16 protein-coding genes are annotated in these 19913 nt (G+C 52.4%); 8 read left to right on the forward strand and 8 right to left on the reverse strand.

Annotated elements, in window-relative coordinates; all coding sequences use genetic code 11:
* Window positions 1-5: 5 nt before the first annotated feature.
* Window positions 6-1007: an ornithine cyclodeaminase family protein gene (locus PMI41_RS06915; RefSeq protein WP_040854036.1), complete on the forward strand. Its 1002-nt coding sequence runs from the start codon at window positions 6-8 to the stop codon at window positions 1005-1007.
* Complete coding sequence (hutH, locus tag PMI41_RS06920; protein ID WP_008123173.1) at window positions 1004-2473, forward strand: histidine ammonia-lyase; 1470 nt, start codon at window positions 1004-1006, stop codon at window positions 2471-2473. The genes PMI41_RS06915 and hutH overlap by 4 nt, the downstream gene beginning before the upstream one ends.
* Before the next feature lie 8 nt (window positions 2474-2481).
* Here hutH and PMI41_RS06925 read toward each other — a convergent pair whose 3' ends face one another.
* Both PMI41_RS06925 and PMI41_RS06930 read right to left on the reverse strand, forming a co-directional pair.
* Window positions 2482-5574 (reverse strand): hypothetical protein, encoded by a 3093-nt coding sequence (locus tag PMI41_RS06925; RefSeq protein WP_008123175.1) that lies wholly within the window; start codon window positions 5572-5574, stop codon window positions 2482-2484.
* Window positions 5575-5901: 327 nt separating this feature from the next.
* Window positions 5902-6801, reverse strand: a complete 900-nt coding sequence (locus PMI41_RS06930) for a LysR family transcriptional regulator (RefSeq protein WP_008123177.1) — start codon at window positions 6799-6801, stop codon at window positions 5902-5904.
* A gap of 115 nt (window positions 6802-6916) precedes the next feature.
* Between PMI41_RS06930 and PMI41_RS06935 the strand changes: the two genes are divergently transcribed.
* The 4 genes from PMI41_RS06935 to PMI41_RS06950 all read left to right on the forward strand — a co-directional run bounded on the left by PMI41_RS06935 (window position 6917) and on the right by PMI41_RS06950 (window position 10144).
* A complete protein-coding gene (locus PMI41_RS06935; RefSeq protein ID WP_008123178.1) occupies window positions 6917-7528 on the forward strand; it encodes a glutathione S-transferase in 612 nt (203 codons plus the stop codon).
* Window positions 7529-7552: 24 nt separating this feature from the next.
* Entirely contained in the window at window positions 7553-8512 is a 960-nt protein-coding gene (locus PMI41_RS06940; RefSeq protein ID WP_008123180.1) for a pyridoxamine 5'-phosphate oxidase family protein, read from the forward strand.
* Window positions 8513-8746: 234 nt separating this feature from the next.
* Window positions 8747-8929: a hypothetical protein gene (locus PMI41_RS06945; protein WP_040853991.1), complete on the forward strand. Its 183-nt coding sequence runs from the start codon at window positions 8747-8749 to the stop codon at window positions 8927-8929.
* Window positions 8930-9076: 147 nt separating this feature from the next.
* Window positions 9077-10144 carry an ionic transporter y4hA gene (locus PMI41_RS06950; protein WP_244423910.1) on the forward strand — a complete coding sequence of 356 codons (1068 nt, stop codon included), beginning with the start codon at window positions 9077-9079 and terminating at the stop codon, window positions 10142-10144.
* Between the two features lie 3 nt (window positions 10145-10147).
* On the opposite strand, the gene PMI41_RS06955 is transcribed toward PMI41_RS06950, so the two are convergent.
* The 6 genes from PMI41_RS06955 to PMI41_RS06980 form a co-directional block, all read right to left on the reverse strand.
* Window positions 10148-12763, reverse strand: coding sequence for a glycosyltransferase family 39 protein (locus tag PMI41_RS06955; RefSeq protein WP_040854039.1), 2616 nt, complete (start codon window positions 12761-12763; stop codon window positions 10148-10150).
* A 412-nt stretch (window positions 12764-13175) separates the two neighbouring features.
* Entirely contained in the window at window positions 13176-14585 is a 1410-nt protein-coding gene (locus tag PMI41_RS06960) for an ATP-binding protein (protein ID WP_008123184.1), read from the reverse strand.
* Entirely contained in the window at window positions 14585-15325 is a 741-nt protein-coding gene (locus tag PMI41_RS06965; protein ID WP_008123185.1) for a response regulator transcription factor, read from the reverse strand. Before PMI41_RS06965 ends, PMI41_RS06960 begins: the two co-directional genes overlap by 1 nt.
* A gap of 173 nt (window positions 15326-15498) precedes the next feature.
* Entirely contained in the window at window positions 15499-16341 is an 843-nt protein-coding gene (locus PMI41_RS06970; protein WP_008123186.1) for a MipA/OmpV family protein, read from the reverse strand.
* Between the two features lie 217 nt (window positions 16342-16558).
* Entirely contained in the window at window positions 16559-17542 is a 984-nt protein-coding gene (locus PMI41_RS06975; protein ID WP_008123187.1) for a TerC family protein, read from the reverse strand.
* Between the two features lie 195 nt (window positions 17543-17737).
* Complete coding sequence (locus PMI41_RS06980) at window positions 17738-18625, reverse strand: AraC family transcriptional regulator (RefSeq protein ID WP_008123189.1); 888 nt, start codon at window positions 18623-18625, stop codon at window positions 17738-17740.
* A 133-nt stretch (window positions 18626-18758) separates the two neighbouring features.
* Between PMI41_RS06980 and PMI41_RS06985 the strand changes: the two genes are divergently transcribed.
* Together PMI41_RS06985 and PMI41_RS06990 are read left to right on the forward strand one after the other, a co-directional pair.
* Entirely contained in the window at window positions 18759-19502 is a 744-nt protein-coding gene (locus tag PMI41_RS06985) for an SDR family oxidoreductase (RefSeq protein ID WP_008123190.1), read from the forward strand.
* 14 nt (window positions 19503-19516) lie between these two features.
* A complete protein-coding gene (locus PMI41_RS06990) occupies window positions 19517-19912 on the forward strand; it encodes a VOC family protein (protein WP_008123191.1) in 396 nt (131 codons plus the stop codon).
* Window position 19913 lies beyond the last annotated feature (1 nt).

The following is a 19913-nucleotide window of genomic DNA, read 5'->3' on the forward strand; positions in this document are numbered from 1 at the left end:
ACAACATGAAACCCGTTTATATTGACTATTTGAACGCATTCGATATCGAAGCGCTGGCGTTGACCGATGCGGAAGTTCTTAGTGCCATCGAGAAGTCGCTTGCCGCACAAGGTAACAACCAGACCGTAATCGAGCCCCGCGTACATCTTGAACCCGATGCAAGTTTTAATGGTCATTTCAATGTGTTGCGCGGGTATGTTGCGCCATTGGATTTGGCTGGCGTCAAGATTGTTGGCGATTTTGTCGACAACTACAAACAGAACTATCCGTCCGAATTCGGCGTGCTGAACCTGTTTGACCCACGCACCGGCGTTCCGCGTGCGATCATTGATGCCACGGCCATTACGGATATGCGGACAGGTGCAATCACAGCCTTGGGCGCAAAGCATCTGGCGCGAAAGAACTCAAAAATACTCGGCCATATCGGCGCGCGTGGCACTGCGTACTGGAATGTGCGGCTGCTTAATCATCTTTATGATTTCGACGAGATCAGAGTGCATTCCCGCCGCCCCGAAAGCCGCGAAGCTTTTGCCGAAAAACTGTCAAATGATCTGGGTAAAAAGATCATCGTCACCGATGATTGGCGCAGTTGCATTGAAGGTGCCGACATCGTTGTTGAAGCATCGCGATTGCCGTCACCTGAGCCGATGTTGAAAACCGCGTGGATCAAGCCGGGAGCTTTTGTCGTGCCTTATGGCACAATGAGTGCCGTTGAATTGTCTTTGACTGACATCATGGACAAACTGGTCGTGGATGATTGGGGGCAATGCAAGGGCGGCAAGTTCGGTTCGCTCCGCGCGCACGTGGAAGCCGGAAAGCTCTCCGAACAGACACTCCATGCGGAACTGGGCCAGATCGTTGCCGGGCACAAGTCTGGCCGAGAGAGCGATAACGAAACCATCCTTTTCTGGCACCGTGGCTTGTCATTGAGCGACATTGCGCTCGGCTATGCCATGCTTGAGAAAGCCAAAGCAGCCAATATCGGCCAGCGATTGCGGTTTGCATGACCGTAACTTTTGGCCATGGACCTGTCAGCATCGCAAATATTGCGGATATTGCGCGCAAGAACGTCGTTGTTGACGTTGCGACTGAAGCATATGCGCGGTTGGAGAAAGCCCGAACCATACTCGATCGCGCTGCCGCTTCAGGCCAGCAGATTTACGGCCTGAACACTGGTCTTGGTGCCAATCTCAAAACATCCGTCAGCAGTGACATAGCCGGGTTTCAGCAGCAGTTGATACGCGGCCGCGGTATGGGAACGGGACCATCTATGTCCCGGGAATTGACGCGTGCGATTATGGCGACACGGCTGTCAATGCTAACGGCGGGAGGCTCAGGCATTTCGCCAAACGTATTTAATGATTTGCTCAATCTGTTGAACAGGCAGGTTCATCCGGTCATGCCTTCGATAGGATCGATTGGAGCAGGGGATCTCGTGCTCTTGTCGGCGCTTGCCCAAAGCCTGATAGGTGAAGGCAGCGCGGAATATCAGGGAGTGATTCATCCGGCAGGTCAGGCGCTGCAACTTGCGGGACTTGCACCCTCGCAACTTGGTCCAAAGGATGGACTTTCATTGCTCAATGCTTCTGCCGTATCGGTTGGGCAAGGTGCACTTGCGGTCGTTGATGCATTGGCTTTGTTTGATTTTCAGCGTCAGGCTGCTGCCTTGAGTTTTGAAGGTTTGAGCGGAAATCCGCTAATTCTTGTACCCGCACTGCAACGCGCACGACCTGCCGCCGGTCAAATAGAAGAAGCCGAAAAGCTTGCGGCGCTACTGGATGGATCAGCACTGTTTACGGCAAAATCCGCCATACAGGATCCCTTAAGCCTGCGTTGCATCCCTTCTATCCATGGCGCATTGGCCTCGGCATTGAAGGATGCCAGACTCGCGATAGAAATCGAACTTAACGCCGCGGCTGACAATCCCTTGGTGATTATTGAAGAAGAGCGTGTGCTTTCAACCGGCAATTTTCATACCCCCGCATTGGCTTTGGCGTTCGAGACATTGGGCCTCGCCATAGCGCAAGCCGCAGCGGTCAGTGCTGCGCGATTCATTCAGCTAACCGGATCGTCACGCAATGGTCTTCCAAAATATCTTACGCCTGTCGGCGGTGCATCGGCAGGCTTCATCCCATTGCAAAAGACAGTCGTAGCGTTGCTTGCAGCCATCCGCCACAAAGCCAATCCCGTCATGCTGGATTTCCTGCCGGTTTCGGAAGGCGTTGAAGACCATGCTACCCAATCGCCTCTGGCAGTCGCCAAATGCGCTGACTCGATCGACCTGTGGCGCCAGATCGTGGCTTGCGAACTGCTGGCTGCGGCACAGGCAGTCGATCTAAAGCCCGGACACAGCTGCGGGACAGGTACCTTGAAGGTACATCAGTTCGTGCGCAACTCTTCAGCTCAATTGATCGAAGACCGGGCGCTTAGCGACGATCTCTCCAAACTCGCCTGTTCAATGATTCAGAGCTGAACCTTGCATCAACTCGTCAGAACCAGATTATCCCTGGCCCATTGTGCGAGTTCCTGTATGGATCGCGATTGGCCGGGAGGTCCGCTCGGGTAGACTACGCCGCCATCAGGCATCTCGATGGGATCCTGACGGGGTGGAGCAGTCAAAGGATAAACACCCTCTTTGTTTGGCTGCACACCGTGCACCTGATCTACAAACAGGCGCAATTTGGCGAGATCGTCATTTTTGCGCAGTGCTTCTGTCAGAGCCTGCGGCGTCATGCCAAGTTCCTTGGCCAATGGGGTTAGGGCAGGCCCGACACTATTGCCGTCGCCGTCATGATCTGCAAGGATTTTGGCAGATTCCTGCTTGAAACCAGCCTGAACAAGAAACTGCTCGGTCGATCCCTCATAATAGGCAGCAGCTTCACTCTTGCGGTAAGAATTATAGGCGAATTCGCCGATAACCCCGACAAGTGCGAGACCGGCACCCCAAAGACCAGCCTTTGGTGATTTCATCATCGACAGGAACGTGCCAACCGTTGTTGTTGCCGCAAAGGCGGAATTGGCCCATTGGCCTTTGGCCGCAAAATCAAGCGTATAGCCAACCATCAGTGCGCCTCCGACGCGATCAAAATACTTGCTGAACCAGCCCCAGCGCGGCGTGCCATTGACGTTGGCAAATTGCGATGTCTTGTCCCAGAAACCGCCTGCAGGCAGCCGACCGCTTTGGACAAAGTTTTGCAATTGGCCGGCACCCATTTGCGCCACTTCATAGGCTGCGCCGGTATAAAGAAATGCACCAAAAGCCTTATAGAGAGGGCTATCGGCAGCAAAAGTATCCTGAGCGCTCAGGAAATAGAGCGAGCCCTGAACACCTGCCAGGCCTTTTCCGAATGGCGATGTCGTGGTGATGCCGATACGCGGGTCGAATTTCGATCCCTCGAAAGCCTTGCTGATATCCTCGATGGCCTTTTGGCGCATGGCCGGGTTTTTGGCAGCTTCAGGTGTTGCAAGATAACCTGATGCAAGCTGGGCCAGACGTGGGTCCGTTGGCTGCGGACTGATGCGTGAAGCAGTATCAATGCTGCCCTGTGTGGGGGGCTGAAACAATTTTGTTCCGCCCAGATCACCATAAGCGGAAAGAGTACGCTTCAAACCTATGATCGAGCGTCCGGTCCAGTAAAGTGTCGGCGTGCTGGGAACTTCCTCGCCCTTCGGCTTTTCTACGCTTGTCACATAGAGCCTTCCCATTTCGGTCCAGGCGCTTTCGCTGTTGGTCACAGCAAAGGAGGATTTTTCGTCCGTCTGCAGTCCATTGACTGCTTTCTGGTAATTATCGAAGCCATCCAGTCCTTTCAGCCCTTCTTCGCCCGCATGCAACGCATCGAGAGTGCGGACGATTTTTGCTCCCTGATCATCCATCTTTGCCTTGCTGTCAGGATGCTTGGTCAGCGAGTCATTGATGCCTTTGGTAAGTTGTCCGCTCGAAAGGGCGTCCTTCCAGTCCGAAGCAACAACGAGATTATCCTTGGCGAATTCTCCAACAACATTCTGGCTGTTAGACTTGAATTCGTCTGTGCCTTTTATGGTGGCACCCAACAGATTATTGGCCTGAGACGTTTTTCCAGACGATTTCAGCTGCGTGATGAGAGCAAGTGTCAGTGGCGGTCCCTTGCCATCTGCGATTGCCAGACGGAAAGGATCGCCGACTTTGCTCGGATCGGCGGCTTTGATCTCAGGATAGGGAATGCCTATCTCCTTGCCGATCATCTTCTTTTCATCAAGCGTAAAATCCCTGACTTTTTCCGGAAGTTTACCTTCCCAATCCTTGAACGTCTGCTCTTCCGTCGCAGCCATGGCATTGGCTATGGACTTGGCGCTGTTCTCGATCACGGTTTTACCTTGTGGGGCAGTGGAAATGCGATCCATCAATTCCGATAGATCACCAACCATGGCACCCGTACCCATATTGATTGACAGCTTGATTTCCTCGGAAATATTACTGTTCTTGCCGCCCAGCCGATGGTTTGGAATTGCGCCTGACTCGATTGCAATACGCTTGCCGATCGTCTTTTCGATCTCGCTGACCAATTGCACTTTCTCGCCGAAAGCGTCCGTTGGCTTGTTGGCCTCCTGCATGATCAAAATGGCAGTTTCCGGAGTAACGCCCTTCGTAACGTCATTCAGGGCTTTGGCCGCCAGCCTTGCACCATCTTCCTTTTGCACCTCTTTCTTCAAAGCGTCATCACCGCCTAAGAAGACATATTCGCCTTTGCGGTACGCATCCTGAACGGCCTTTGCCGGACGAGCGACGAGGATTTCATGCCCGCTGGCATCAAGTGCCTGAACAAAGTTGGCATCCTCCGGGCCGAATTGCTTCAAGGTTTCGCGGGCGCGATTAATCGCTGCCTCGCCCTTGTCTGGAGAGCCTTTTGCCAATTGATCGAACTGATTGGTAATTTCCGCCTGTACCTCCGGCCATTTGGCCGGGTTATCCTGCGCGACAATTATTTTGTCGCTAAGCGGAGCAAAAATTGCATTGAGATCAGTCTCGATAGTCTTTCGTTCGCCTTCGACCAATGTCTTGTAGGAATCATCCTTTGGCCCAAGCGCCACCAGATCGTTCTGGCGATCATCAAGCAAAGTCTTGAGGTTTTCTGGTGTGTAAGCTCCATTCTCGCCGGCCGAAAGCAAATCCGTATTGACCGCAACTTTTAAAGCCTTGGTCTTTTCTTCTTTAACTGCCGGGTCCGTGGCGGCATTCGCTTCGCTCTGCAGATTTTGAATTGTTTGCAGGCTGGTGCGCCGTTCTTCACTCAATACACGCAGAGAACCGCCTTCATTTATCAAATCAGGATTGCGGATTTCAGGATTGGTGAGAAGGATATCGGGAATTTCCTGCTGGTAGAGCGGCGCGATACCGCTCAGCGTCTGTCCTTTCAGAATGCCGTGGTCAATACGCCCGTCTTTCTCCTGCTCAGGATTTCCCTGCGGAACATCCGGCTTTTTCGCCGTTTGCACCGCCTTACTGAACACATCAGTATTGGCGGGAGCCGCTGGATTGAAAACCGGATTGCGTAGTAGAGGGGAGAACAGGCGGCTACGATCGAAAAGTCCCATGGCAGACTACCTCAGCGTAATGGTCATATCGAATTGCCAGCGAATTTATGTAAGCCGATTTACTTTGGCAACCGGTGTATACGCTGCGTTGCTAATCCGAAGAGTAAATGCGTGCCGTAATCTATGCTGACATAAACTGACAAAAACAATGCTATGGCAATTTTCATAATGTTTGCAGCAAATAAACGCAGTATTTCTCATAAAGACGCATCATAAATTGTACTGATACACTTTTGATTTCGTACATCTCACGAATATTATCAACGCTGATACTTTATTTGAATGTACATGTTGCAAAAACTGAATTTGCGGACTTTATCACACCTTCTATTTTCTGATGTGTTCGTTCGATCTTAGCCGCTTTGCCGCAAAATCAACAAACGCTCTCATCCTTGCTGAAGCAGTGCGCCCTTCTGCATGAATGATGTGGATCGGCACTGGTTCTTCTTCAAAATCGACGAGAACACGCTGCAATTTTCCCGACTGGATGTCATGCGCTACCTGATATGACAGGAACCGGGATATGCCCCAACCTGCGGCGACTGCATCAATCGAAGCTTCATTTGTATTACACAGGAAACGGCTGCTGACCGGAACCCTGATCTGCGAGTCCTTTCCGAAGCTCCACTCGAGCGTTCCGAATATTCCGCTGCGGGCAATGAGCCTATGCTGGCGAAGCTCTCCGGGAGTTTGGGGAACTCCATGTTTCATGAAGTAGGCTGGGGCACCGCAGACAACGCGTCGTACGTAGCCAACGCGTATTGCGTTCAATCCGGAATCCGGCAGATGGGCAATTCGCACCGCGACATCAATCCCTTCGTCGATCAAGCTGGTAACGCGATCAACAAAGACCGTGCGTATACTTATTCCCGGATAAAGGTCGAGAAACTCCAGAATGATCGGCAGAACGTAGAGGCGACCAAAGAGTGTCGGCGCTGTAATGGTTAAAGTACCCGCGGGCGCAGAAAAACTCCCCGCAGCCTGTGCGTCCGCCTCAGCAATTTCTGTAAGAATTCTGCGGCAGTCCTGAAGGTATCGAAGACCGGCTTCCGTCAATTTGACGGAACGCGTCGTCCTGACCAGCAGTTTTGCACCGACAGACTGCTCAAGACTGGCCACGGCCCGCGTGACAGTTGCCGGATTCATACCAGAAGACTTTGCAGCACTGGCGAAACCACCATGTTCGGCCACCATGCTGAAAACCCGCATACATTCCAAGCGATCCATCGGCACTCCTGATTATTGCAAATTCCGCAATAGTTAAGTGCAATATTTATGGATTGAGTTGCTCACGAAAAGCAATCACATTCCGTCAACATGATTGAACAGCGAGGTTAATCCAATGCAACTCCACTACCATCCACTTTCAGGTCACTCGCACCGGGCGCACCTTTTCCTTTCACTTATTGGCGCGGAGTATGAGCTGGTCCTTGTTGATATCAAGACTGCGGAGCACAAGTCCGATTCATTCCGGAAACTCAATTCTTTCGGGCAGATACCGGTTCTCGTTGATGGCTCAACGATCATCGCCGATTCCAATGCAATTCTCGTTTATCTGGCCAAGAAGTTCGGTCGTACAGACTGGTTGCCAGAAGATGCTCTGGGTGCAGCCCAAATACAGCGCTGGCTTTCGGTTGCAGCCGGGCAGGTAGCATTCGGTCCGGCGGCTGCACGTCTTGTGACGCTGTTCAATGCGCCATTCCGGCCTGACGAGGTGATAAACCGGGCTCACGGCATTCTGAAACTGATCGAGGCGGAACTGACCGCGCATGAGTGGATCGTTGGCAGCAAACCGACAATTGCGGACATTGCACTCTATAGTTATGTCGCTCGTGCGCCAGAAGGCAATGTTGATCTTTCGGACTATGCCGCGGTACATGCCTGGCTGCGACGGATGGAGGAATTGCCAAACTTTGTTCCTTTTCAGGAAACGCCTGCAGTTGCTGCAGCCTGATCGGGATTGATGGGAAATACTGCCATGTTGCACCATGAAATCCAGCCACCCTGGCATGCGGGGGAAGTGGCACTGCAAAACCATGTGGGTGTTGCAGAACGCATGGCGGAAATTGGAAAGAAAATCATCCGGACGGAACTGATCGAGCAGCACCGGGATTTTTATCCGCTGCTACCGATGGCGGTACTGGGTTCAGTCGATGAGGCAGGCGATGTCTGGGCAACCGTTCGCGCAGGCCATCCGGGTTTCATGTCTGCGCCTGATGCACATGCCCTTCATATTGATCTTCCGCGCGACCCATCCGACCCTGCGGATGCGGGCATGCAGGATGGAGCGGCATTGGCCCTGCTTGGAATAGACTTGCGCACGCGCCGGAGAAACAGACTGAACGGAAATATCAGCCGTGCCAACGACGAGTCGTTTCTGCTTAATGTTGAGCAGAGTTTTGGCAATTGCCCCAAATATATTCAGCTTCGCACTATGGAACTGCTGGACGATCCGAAGCGGCCATATGCTGGTATTGCCGAGTCATTTACAGGTCTGGACAGTGAAGCAACACGGCTTATTACGGAAGCGGATACGTTCTTCGTGGCTTCCTATATCGATCGGCCGGATGGTTTGAGACAGGTTGATGTTTCTCATCGTGGCGGGCGCGCCGGTTTTGCAGGCGTAACAAAGGACGGTTCTCTCATCATTCCGGAGTTCACGGGAAATCGTTTCTACAACACGCTTGGAAACTTTCTGGTCAACCCGCGAGCCGGAATCGTGTTCATTGAAAACGGGCAGTTGCTGCAAATGACCGGAACAGTGGAAATCCTGGCCAACGTGCCAAAACAGGATTTCGAAGGAGCAGAAATGTTCTGGAAATTCTCCCCCAGGAAAATCGTTCGGAGATTGGAGCGCTTTCCATTGGACCTGCAGATTGCCGATAATGGCTGGTCACCCAATTCCCTGTCTACGGGCGTTTGGAAAGCTGCAAGTTGACCCACAAGGCGTCAAAATGGTCGCGGCGTTCTTATTCGCCGCTTGCCGAATAGGGTGTAATCCGAATTGTCGAGCTAACAACTGTTCAATTAGCTAAAACGACGTATGCCAGCGAAGGCAGAATCTCGATATTTGATTCACATGGCATCCAGACACGGCAAATCGATGAAATCTAACTCCTATGGTCTACCCGGCATACTGAAAGAACAATCAGACATGATTGAGAGACTTAGTATGGATTATGCAGTGGAACGCACATTGATTGCCGGAATATTATCGAATTTATCGGCAAATGGCATTTCAGACATTATCGACTTTGACGTTATTGCACGAACGGCTTCCAGCGTCGGAGATGCCCGTTTTTCTCTGACTTTGACTGAGCGGATCAATACGATCCGTTATGATCTCGGACAATAACCTTAAATCACTTTTTGAAACTTATTCTGGCATCAGGGATAGAACTTAAGTCTATGCCAATGTTAGAGAGAGTTTACGATTTTTGAATTGAGAGTTAGTGCTATGGCCAGTGCCCACCATGCGACAATCCCGACTTGGACATGGGTCATGCCTGCCTTGGCATCCGGGCTGCTGGCACTCAAATTTCTTGATCTCGTCCCGGGCGATGCAGCCATCCTACTCGTATTGGCAGGCATATTTCTTGGAGGCTCCGTTTTCGCCGCAGTCCATCATGCTGAAGTGCTGGCGTTCAAGCTCGGCGAACCTTTCGGGTCAATTCTCCTCGCTGTTGCAGTCACTGTCATTGAAGTGGCGCTGATCGTATCAATCATGGCATCGGGTGCGCCCGGTAGCGACGCTGTGGCTCGCGATACGGTATTTGCCGCGCTGATGATTGTGCTTAATGGCATTGTCGGTCTTTGCCTTGTCATGGGTGGGGCGCGGCATTTCGAGCAGAAATTCCAGCTGCAGGGAGCATCTTCAGCGCTTGCGGTTCTTGGCACCCTGGCTGCACTCACACTTATTCTGCCGAATTATACGCTGACAGCGCTGGGACCATCTTTTTCCAGCACGCAGGTAATATTCGTCGGTGCAGTCGCGCTGGTTTTGTGGGGTGTTTTCGTATTCGTACAAACCGTGAAACACCGGAACTATTTCGTGGACGCGCCTGTCGTGACCCAAGGCGTGGATGAGAACGACACGCAATACGAAAAGCCAACTGATCGTGTAGCGCTGGCTTCACTTGTGCTTTTGCTGATTTCGCTTGTTGCCGTCGTTCTTCTGGCAAAAGCGCTGTCGCCATCGCTGGACAAGGCAATTGCCTTTGCGGGTCTTCCGCAAGCCTTTGTTGGCGTCGTCATAGCCGCAATCGTGCTCTTGCCGGAAGGGATCGCGGCAGCCAAATCCGCCGTTAAAAACCAGCTCCAGAACAGTATAAATCTCGCTTTGGGTTCGGCTATCGCGAGTATCGGACTAACCATTCCGACAGTCGCGATAGTGTCGCTGATGCTCAATCAGAATCTCGTGCTTGGCATATCTCCGGCGAACATGACGCTGCTCCTGCTTACGCTCTTTGTCAGCACGCTTACGCTTGGTACGGGAAGAACAACCGTGCTGCAGGGCGCAGTCCATCTTGTGATTTTCGCGGTCTTCATGCTTTTTTCCGCAATTCCATAAGCATCACCGGCACTCAGGGACTGCACAGTTACGAAGCTGATAGCCGATGCGGTAATAAAACCTGCCGACCGGAACGCCCTGCTTGACGACTTCACGCTGATGAACCTGAGTAAGGCTCTGAAAGTATTTGGTTAAAGATTCCTGTTCCAGCTCATGACGCTTCAGGCTGAACAGGATTGCATTGCTGCCCATCAGATTTTCCGGCTCAAACCAGTAATTATACATCAGGCTGTTTTTGCCGACGACACCGCTTCCGACAGAGCTTTTGACCGCATTTTCATCGAGACGATTGTAAAATGCGGTTTGGCTGGCAAGAAAATACCGGTCCATGCCAATGAGCAGTACCGGTTTCTCTGTCGCTCGTTCAATCTCGTTTTGGACGAGCCCGACCGTATGGCCAAATTCCTGCCAAGCAACGGGCAGGGTGCGAATGGTGCCGACATAACCAGTCATAGGCAGCCCCAGAACCAGATAGTGCAGCCCAAGTCCATATATAACGAGCGTTGAAGCCATGGTGGGAACCCATAATTGCCGGACCATATTGTCGAACTTTGACGCTTTACCGGTTGCCGCCACAATGGAGGCGGCAATTGCCGGAATAAGCGCAAGCCAGATCGGTCCGGTCCAATTCAGTTTTACGCTGTGAAAGAGGCTGAACATGACAAACACTGATAGCGGGACGATTGTATAGACCCCAACGAAGGTCGAGCGGCGGAAGTTTTCCGCAGCTTTGTCTTTGAAGTTCAGCCGGCGGAATGCAAGGAGCGCGGCGATTGATCCGAATGGAGTCAACAGAACTGCAATGCTGCCCGCCAACGCCGGAAGTGAGAAATTGGTTGAGCTGTCGAGCCGACGCGTGCTTTGGAAGGCGAACGATACCCATTCATTCATCGCATTCCATATGATAACCGGCGAGAACAGTGCCACAGCGATTGCGAACGCAATATAGGGCTCCGGCCGCAACAACCAACGTCGCGACCTGGCGTCGATTAGAAGAAAAATCAGCGTGGCTGGCCCGAGCAGGACAATCGTATATTTGGAGAGCATACCGAAACCGACCCAGGCACCTGCGCCGAGCCATGCCCAGCGCTTATCTCCAAGCAGTGCTCTTTCCAGAAAATAGAGGGTGCCAGCCCATGCCGCAGTAAGAGGCGCGTCCGGCATCATCATGATCCCGGTCGAAAAGAAAAACGGCAAAGTTGCTACGAGTAAAACACTGACAAGTGCAGCCGATTTTCCAAACAGGTTGCGGGAGAACTGAAACACAAAGATGGCCGTCGCTATCCACGCGACATATGCGCCGATACGCACACCAAACTCGGTATTGCCGAAAAGTGATGTTCCCAACCAGATGAGCCACGCAACCATGGGCGGATGATCAAGATACCCAATATCAAGATGTTGTGCGTAGTTCCAATAATATGCCTCTTCCGGAATGAGATCCACGACCCCGAGAAAAGCCAATCGAAGCAAGAGCACATATCCGAGAACACCAATGGCAGCGACGCGCCAAGGGATGACAAATGACGCACGCTCTTTAGGGGATGGAAAAACAAAGAAAGCATTGCCGAAATAGTTCACTGCGGCGGCAGCTCCAATGCCTAAAATCAATGACACCTGTGGAGGCCAGCCGAAGAGCTGGACGGCGCAGGCGATTATGCCGCCGCGCAATGAGAAGGCCAGAAGACAGACCGTCAGAAACCGGGCAAATCGCGTCCAGTCGCGCCGTTGATTATGGGCAATCTTCGGCGCAAATGCCCACCGGGAATTGAGGATATAGTTGAGTATTGCGGCAAAGGCGAAACCCACGGCGTGAGACACACCCAAACCAAAGCCCGCAGCAAACAGGACCTGGAATATGAGTATATCCGAAGCCAGACCGATCAATCCAACGCCTGCAAAGCGGCCTGCAGTGCCAAACGACACAACACCGCCACCCAAAGCCAGTAGACGATGAATGTAACTGATCATTTGCCCAAGGCCGATCTTTGACTGCCCCAGGACCCTGTCGCGAAAGATGATTGGTATCTCGCTGACGCGAAAATGCTCCCCGCCCGTGGCAATCACCTCAAGACCGATCTTGAAGCCGCTCGCGTCGGAGTCTACAGCCAGAAGATGCTCCTTTCGAACCGCAAAGAAACCGGACATGGGATCGCGTAACTCGGTAATCGGCCATGCCAAGGCACCGCCAAGGCGTGACAGGAGGCGGCGGGATTTAGGCCAGTCGGGCGTTGCACCACCCGGCACATAACGGCTTCCGACCATCATATCGAAGCTGCCATCCATTATCGGCTTTATCAGATCCGGGATGCGATCCGGGGGATGGCTGAGGTCCGCATCCATCACCACCACGATACCGCCATTGGCGCAACGCGTGGCTGTTAAAACGTCACCGGCCAGACCGTGTGTTCCATCTCCGCGAATGAGTCGGACAGGGGATTTTGCCTCCCAAGCCTGAACGCGTTCCCGTGTCCCGTCCGTTGAACCGCCGTCCGCCACAAGGATTTCGAGCATTATATTTGGGGCTGGCTGGGATAAAATGGATGATAACAGGAGATCGATATTGTCTACCTCATTGAGTGTAGGCACGACAATTGAGACTGAATGAATATGTTTCATGATGTAATCGGGAGCTCGCGGAGACAACAGGTTCCCAATGCTCACCTTCTGTTTGTGCAGAAGGAGGCGATACATAGCCGGCAAAGGGAGATTGATAACGTTATGCGTTTGCTAAAACGGAGCTATCCCGCAGGTTCTTCCGCAAATGAATATCGCCGCGCCAGAAGCCTGAAGCGTCGTGATTTACGGCGAACTGATCGATTAACGTGGATCATTGATACTCACTGGTAAATATATTCCCACCTCAAATGGCGGTATTCCAGCGATTATCAGCTTAAAACCGGCTTATTTTGCGAAACTATGTTTAGATATGTTTCAGACTATATGATTTTGTATCATCAGACTGATAATATCGATGAATTGATACAGAGTTTACAAAGTCAATACTTCGGTTTCGAATTGGTTATTTCAACTAAAGAAAACTTGTGTCCGAAACAGTCTTGTACATAGCCAGTAACCCGGGCTTTGTCGTCATCAAGGCTCGCTTCTTGTCCGCTACGGCTGGATCACACGGAAGGCTAATACGAGCGATCAATCCAGACGTTTGCTTGTTCCTCAGATAGATTGAGCCGCCATGCCCCCTAATGATGTCTTGAACAATGGAAAGGCCCAAGCCGAACCCGCTGGTGGAGCGTGCCGGACTAGCCTTGAAGAACGGTTCGAACACGGTGTTCTGAAGCTCCACCGGTAGTCCCGGGCCATCATCGGAAACTTCGATTACCAAAGCGCCGTCAGGCGATGGTATGAGCGACACCACGACCTGCGTGCCAAACTTGGTACCATTATCTACCAGATTGGTAATGGCCCGACTGAGTGCGCGAGGCTTGCAGGAATAGGCGAGGCGGTCCGGACCCGAATAGCTCACATTGAATCCCACATCTGCGAAGTCTGAACAGACTGTACCTAAGAGACTGGGCAAATCCGAACGTAGTGCCGCTTCCGAAGCCACTTCCTTACCGAGATAGGTGAGGGTTTCTTCCATCATCCCGTTGATAGTGGCGATGTCATTCAGCATCGCTTCGCGCAAAGCACCTTCTTTTGAGCGCTCGACGCGGAGTCGCAAACGCGTAAGCGGTGTCCTTAGATCGTGGCCAATGGCCCGTAACATCCGCGTTCGATCATTCATCATACTGCGCAAGCGGCTGCGCATATCGTTAAGCGCGCGGGCGAGAGCAACGACTTCTTGCGCGCCACGTTCTTCAAAGGGCCTGTCCGGTCCTTCATCTGCGCCCAATACAAGAGCCGCAGCCGAAAAACGTGACAGCGGAGCAACGATCATGCATCCGGCATAAAACGCCAGCAGAATAACCGGAACGACAATCAGCAATCCTTTGAGAACAGAATTGAAACGCGTTTCCGGCAACCAGAATTCCTTTGGCTCCGGGCGTATGGAAAAGGCGAGCGCGTCGGTAGCATTGACTTTGACGAGCAATGTATTGCGCAGTTCGCCAGAAATATTGGATGACTCCAGTGCCATCGTGAACTTGTTTCCAAGAGCATCGCGTACACGCGTTCCCAAATCATTCGTCTGCTCGGTGTCGCTTGCCGCGCTGTTGAATTCTGCGGCACTAATCTTTTCAACCGGAATATCGCTATTGGCCGTTGCTTCCAAAATAGCGTTGCTGGTTTCTGGAGTTTTAGCTGCCAGAAACTGATTTACGACCGTATCAATCTTGATTGCTGTCGAGCGGTGATACGGGATGGTGTCGTCGGACACCAGAGGTTCGGTGACCACATCCATGGCGCAGGCAATCAAAATTGGCACGATTGCGAGTGCTATGATCTGTCCCCGGATAGTATCAAGATTGGATGATTGCGACATCACGCACGCTCCACTTTGGGTGTGAAGAGATACCCCGCAAGGCGAACCGTTTTAATCAGGGTGGGTTCGCGGACATTGGGCTCAATTTTTTGCCTGACCCTGCTGACATGAACATCAATGCTGCGCTCTACCGGTCCCGCAAGACCTGCATGTGTTAGTCCAAGGAGTTGTTCGCGGGCGAGCACTTTGCCGGGATTGCGGCAGAAAGCGAGGAGCACATCGAATTCGGCGGTTGTCATGGAAATGTGAACGCCATTGGGATCGCGAAGGCGTCGCAGCACAGGATCGATATGCCATCCTTCAAACTGCATTGGTTCCTGTGCCTGCGGACCGGCAGACGTATAGGACGACCGACGAAGCAGGCTTTTGATCCTTGCCAGCAGCTCGCGTGAATTGAAAGGCTTGGTGACATAATCATCCGCGCCCAATTCAAGGCCGACGACACGATCAATATTATCGCCCAACGCGGTGAGCATGATAATCGGCGTGGTTGCCTGTGCACGCAACCGGCGGCAGATGCTGAAGCCGTCCTCACCGGGAAGCATGACATCCAGCATGATCAGATCGAACGACTGTTCGCGAAGCAGAACCTCCATTTCGGCAGCCGATCCTGTTGAGACAGCTGAAAACCCGTTGTCCGACAGGGTTTCGATCACCATTTTGGCGATTTCCTTGTCATCTTCGACCAGAAGAATATTGGCAGTGTAATCTGAGACTGGAATGCGCATTTGAATATTCATCCCCAAGTCCCCCAAAAAAGCATCGCCGTTAGTGGGGGCAAATCGTGTCCCATGAATGGCGTTATACTGTCACTCGCGGCCATATTTGATTTCGTTGTGAATCAGGCAGCCAAACATGACATCTGCGAGCTTGGGTGCCGTAGCATTGCAACATTTCTGTGGCCCATCCGCGGCTAGAATTTGTAGCCAATCATAAGCATGGCCGACGGCTGAAATGCATCCTGGACGATTGGGCTGTCTGCTGCGTCACCGACAAGATAGCCAATGCCTACCTGACCCTGAATGAGCCAACTCTTCTCCGTCACGTACATCACAGAAGCTTCGAAATCGACGCGCTTAAATCCCGCCCCGGCATCATATGACGCAAGGCCGGATCGCACAGACTGAGCTTTCGTCACCCCGAAATATGCATCCATGTGATTGGAGTCGGCCCATGTGGCAGAAGCTCCAGCCGAAAAAAGAAACTGGTTATAGGAATGCGAGACACTCGCACCAATTGTACCGACCAGGCCATCACTGCCACCAATCGTCTTGTCAAAGGACGTAAACAATTCCACGGGCCCGAGCTCATATGTCAGCTTGCCACCAATGACGGCACCGGCATCTATGTCTCCCAGCCCTTTAAGATGATCACTGTCATCTTCGTCGCGGCCTGAATCGTAGCCGATCTTGGTGGAAAAACTGAAGCTTTGATTGCGGTAGATATTGATGGAAATACCCCGCGGATCGACAGTTACATGCTCGCCAAATGTTGCGGAAAACATAGGAAAGGGTTGAATTTCAAATTCATCAGACCCTTCAAACTTCGGCGCATAGATGCCACCTGCACCAATCACCACATTCCATTTGTTCAGCCGATCAGTGATTTTCTCGAAACGGCTCGGATTGATGCGCTCGGGGCTTGCTTCATCTGAACTTTGGGCGATCGCCCGTTGAGGCACCAAACAGATGATACCGAATGCCACGATTGGCAGCAGCAATCGTAGCTCAAAACGAACGTGCTTGGTGACTGGCATATAAAACTGCTCCTGAGATTGTCCGAGGGACCTTGTCCAACTGGCAGCCATCTGCCCTCATCAATCAGGATTATCGCCATTTCCGTATTTTCAGGGGTTTTGTAATGTTAAGAAATGTTGCGCAATTATGTGCTTCCGAAGGCAACAGAACGAGGCTGCCCGAATAGGCAGCCTCGTTCATTGTTCAGTCGGTTAAAAAACGTTTTGCAGCACCGTGTTACGCTTCCATCTCGTCGTTGCGGGTCTTGATTATGCTCCAGACCACGCCACTGGCGATGATGGCAAAGGTAACGCCGAGCGACAGTGCGGCGGGGAATTTTTCGAGGCCCAACATATCTGCCGCAAAAACCTTCGAACCGATGAAGATCAGAACGAGCGCCAGCGCTGGCTTCAGATAACGGAAGCGATGGATCATCGCTGCGAGTGCAAAATACAGAGCGCGCAATCCGAGGATGGCAAAGATATTCGAGGTGTAGACCAGGAACGGGTCGGTTGTGATGGCGAAGATGGCTGGCACCGAGTCTACTGCAAATATGACATCGGCGACTTCAATCAGGACAAGTGCCATGAAGAGCGGTGTGATGAACCAGATCAACTTACCGGTCTTCGGGTCAGCCTGCTTTACAAAGAAATGTTCACCATGATGGTTTTCGGTGACATTGAAACGTCGGCGCATGAAGCGGACGAGCGGATTATTGGCAATATCAGGCTCGGCTTCCTTCATGAACAACATCTTGAGGCCGGTGAGGATCAAAAATGCAGCGAAGATGTAGAGTAGCCACGAGAACTCAGCGACCAAGGTTGCGCCAACGCCAATCATTATAGCGCGCAGCACAATGACGCCAAGAATACCCCAGAACAAGACACGGTGCTGGTAGAGGCGAGGGACAGCGAAGAAGGAGAAAATCAGGGCTATGACAAAGACGTTGTCTAGCGCGAGTGTCTTTTCGACGACGAAGCCTGTTACGTAAGCCATGCCGGCATCGGGTCCGATATACCACCAGACCCAGCCGCCGAAAGCGAGACCCAGTGAAATGTAAAGCGCGGACAGCTTCAGGCTGTCAACGACGTTGATCTCTTTGTTTTCCTTGTGCAAAATTCCAAGGTCGAATGAGAGAATGGCAAGAACCAAGCCAAAAAAGCTCAGCCACATCCAGACCGGCTTACCCAGCCAGTCGACAAAAAAGAAGGTGGTGTCCAAAACGGATTTCTCCTCCGGCGTGCGTTGTCGGGAAACGGTCCGACATCGCAAGTTAGCCGGGGAACTTGCCAGAGGGGCCCGGACCAGCGGGTTGCCGAGAACTTAGGCAGGCCGAATTGATGATTCAAGAGTGAGACAGAGAATTTCGTATCAAACTTTTGTCAATGCTTGCCGAAAGTGGAATCGCCTTCCGATCTAGGCGGCTCTCAAATCGCGCATCGCCTTTGCAATATCGCGTGACGGCGGCAACCCGAAGAGGCGGGCATATTCGCGACTGAACTGGTTGGGACTTTCATATCCCACACTGAAGGCGACAGACGTGGCGGTTTCCTGCCCGGCGATAAGTTGCGAGCGAGCGTGCAGCAGGCGCACACGCTTTTGATACTGCAGAGGGCTGAGTGCAGTGACCGTCTTGAAGTGGCGATGGAACGCAGAAACGCTTAAAGCAGTCATATCTGCAAGTGACTCTACTCGCATTTGCTCGGCAAAATTTCTTCTGATCCAGTCAATCGCTATACTGATACGCGAAATCGCAGTGTCAGGCGTCGCGATGTCCCGCAGCATCCATCCGTGCGGTCCCTGCAGTACACGAAAAAGAATTTCCCGTTCATAGACTGGAGCAAGCGCGACGATCTCATCGGGGCGCTCGAGAAGCTGCATCATCCGGAGCCAGGCGTCGAGAAGATGAGGCGTCACCGGCGCTACCGAAAATCCCGTATCGAACGATCTGCTGCCGGACGGTTTCGGTAAATCAGAAAGCAGTTTTGCCAAGATCGTCGGGTCGAGCGTCAGGCTGATCGCCAAATACGGATCGCCCGAGACCGAAGGATGAACTGACCCGGCAGCCGGAAGATCAATAGACATGACGAAATAGGTGGCAGGATCGTAATGCAACGTACGATCGCCAATCGTCATGGTTTTGGATCCCGTGAGGATCAGATTGACCATGGGATCATAGAGCGCGGAAAGCTGATGCTCGGGGATTTCTCCCTGAACCATGGCAATGCGCGGAATGCCCGTCTCGGTGCGCCGGTTCTCTGCCTTTGAAGCTAACCGTCGAAGTTCCTGCAATTGCTGTTCCATGAAACTAGCCTGACAGAGGCTGTGGGCTCGCGCAAGGTAAAAGCAGAAATAGGCAAGTTTTGACGAGGATCGGGTGAGTGCAAACCGACCGATAGACGTAGGTTCTTCTCACACCAACGTACAGGAGAGATGAATGAAGATCGTAATCATAACCGGCAGCAGCCGGGGTTTGGGTGCAAGTACAGCCCTGAAATGCGCAGAGCGCGGCATGGGTGTTATTGTCACCTACAACGCAAATCCCGAGAGAGCAGGCGAAGTGGTGGACACCATCATCGCGCAAGGCGGAAAAGCGGTGGCATTGAAGCTGGATGTTGCAGACAGCAGTACGTTCGATGAGTTTCGCAAGACTGTCAGCTCCAAGCTTGAAAGCATTTGGGAGCGCCAAACCTTTGATTATCTCGTCAATAATGCCGGATACGGCCTCTACAATCCGATCTCTACGGTGACACATGAGCAGTTTGACGGTCTCTTCAATGTTCACCTCAAAGGGCCATTCTTTCTGACCCAAACTCTGCTACCCCTGATGGAAGATGGGGGGCATGTTATCAACCTGACAAGTGCAACTAGCCGCGTGGCTACGGCTGGCGTCGCGCCATATGCTGCATTCAAAGGCGGGCTTGAAGTATTGACGCGGTATATGGCCAAGGAATTTGGCGAGCGCCGGATAAGGGCGAACTCGATTGCACCAGGAGCGATACGGACAGAGCTTGGCGGCGGACTGAACGACGAATTCGAAGCGCTGCTTGCCGGACAGACAGCTCTTGGCCGCGTCGGTGAACCCGAAGAGGTCGGAGGTGTCATTGCAAGTCTGCTTTCTGATGAAAACCGCTGGATCAATGCCCAGAACATCGAAGTCGCTGGCGGTTACATAATCTGACAAGGAGATAGATAATGCTGGATCACGTATTCATATCGGTAAGTGATATCGCCCGTTCTATAGCATTCTACGAGCGCACACTTGCGCCGCTCGGCATTACCCATGTGCTTGATTACAACGGAAAAGATGGCCCTGCCGGACATCCTGATCTCAAAGGATTCGGCGCAAATGGCCGGGTGTTCTTCTGGCTGCGTGAAGGCGTGGTTGAAGGGCGGGCCGCGCATGTCGGTTTCGTCGCCAAAAGCACAGAACAGGTCGACGCGGCCTATGCGGCAGCTATCGATGCGGGAGCCACCGACAATGGCGTGCCAAGCGCACGCCTTTATTATGATCCCCGTTACTATGCGGCGAATGTCCTTGATCCGGACGGCTACAGCCTGGAATTCGTCCACAAGGAATGGCAGCACTGAT

Origin of the sequence: Phyllobacterium sp. YR531 (assembly GCF_000282595.1) — a bacterium.
Classification (GTDB): Bacteria; Pseudomonadota; Alphaproteobacteria; order Rhizobiales; family Rhizobiaceae; genus Phyllobacterium.

What these genes read in the sequence shown, in the direction of transcription:
- PMI41_RS06915 (WP_040854036.1), top strand. Translation starts at nt 6, where the DNA reads ATGAAACCCGTTTATATTGACTATTTGAACGCATTCGATATCGAAGCG.
- hutH (WP_008123173.1), top strand. Translation starts at nt 1,004, where the DNA reads ATGACCGTAACTTTTGGCCATGGACCTGTCAGCATCGCAAATATTGCG.
- PMI41_RS06925 (WP_008123175.1), bottom strand. Translation starts at nt 5,574, where the DNA reads ATGGGACTTTTCGATCGTAGCCGCCTGTTCTCCCCTCTACTACGCAAT.
- PMI41_RS06930 (WP_008123177.1), bottom strand. Translation starts at nt 6,801, where the DNA reads ATGGATCGCTTGGAATGTATGCGGGTTTTCAGCATGGTGGCCGAACAT.
- PMI41_RS06935 (WP_008123178.1), top strand. Translation starts at nt 6,917, where the DNA reads ATGCAACTCCACTACCATCCACTTTCAGGTCACTCGCACCGGGCGCAC.
- PMI41_RS06940 (WP_008123180.1), top strand. Translation starts at nt 7,553, where the DNA reads ATGTTGCACCATGAAATCCAGCCACCCTGGCATGCGGGGGAAGTGGCA.
- PMI41_RS06945 (WP_040853991.1), top strand. Translation starts at nt 8,747, where the DNA reads ATGGATTATGCAGTGGAACGCACATTGATTGCCGGAATATTATCGAAT.
- PMI41_RS06950 (WP_244423910.1), top strand. Translation starts at nt 9,077, where the DNA reads ATGCCTGCCTTGGCATCCGGGCTGCTGGCACTCAAATTTCTTGATCTC.
- PMI41_RS06955 (WP_040854039.1), bottom strand. Translation starts at nt 12,763, where the DNA reads ATGAAACATATTCATTCAGTCTCAATTGTCGTGCCTACACTCAATGAG.
- PMI41_RS06960 (WP_008123184.1), bottom strand. Translation starts at nt 14,585, where the DNA reads ATGTCGCAATCATCCAATCTTGATACTATCCGGGGACAGATCATAGCA.
- PMI41_RS06965 (WP_008123185.1), bottom strand. Translation starts at nt 15,325, where the DNA reads ATGAATATTCAAATGCGCATTCCAGTCTCAGATTACACTGCCAATATT.
- PMI41_RS06970 (WP_008123186.1), bottom strand. Translation starts at nt 16,341, where the DNA reads ATGCCAGTCACCAAGCACGTTCGTTTTGAGCTACGATTGCTGCTGCCA.
- PMI41_RS06980 (WP_008123189.1), bottom strand. Translation starts at nt 18,625, where the DNA reads ATGGAACAGCAATTGCAGGAACTTCGACGGTTAGCTTCAAAGGCAGAG.
- PMI41_RS06985 (WP_008123190.1), top strand. Translation starts at nt 18,759, where the DNA reads ATGAAGATCGTAATCATAACCGGCAGCAGCCGGGGTTTGGGTGCAAGT.
- PMI41_RS06990 (WP_008123191.1), top strand. Translation starts at nt 19,517, where the DNA reads ATGCTGGATCACGTATTCATATCGGTAAGTGATATCGCCCGTTCTATA.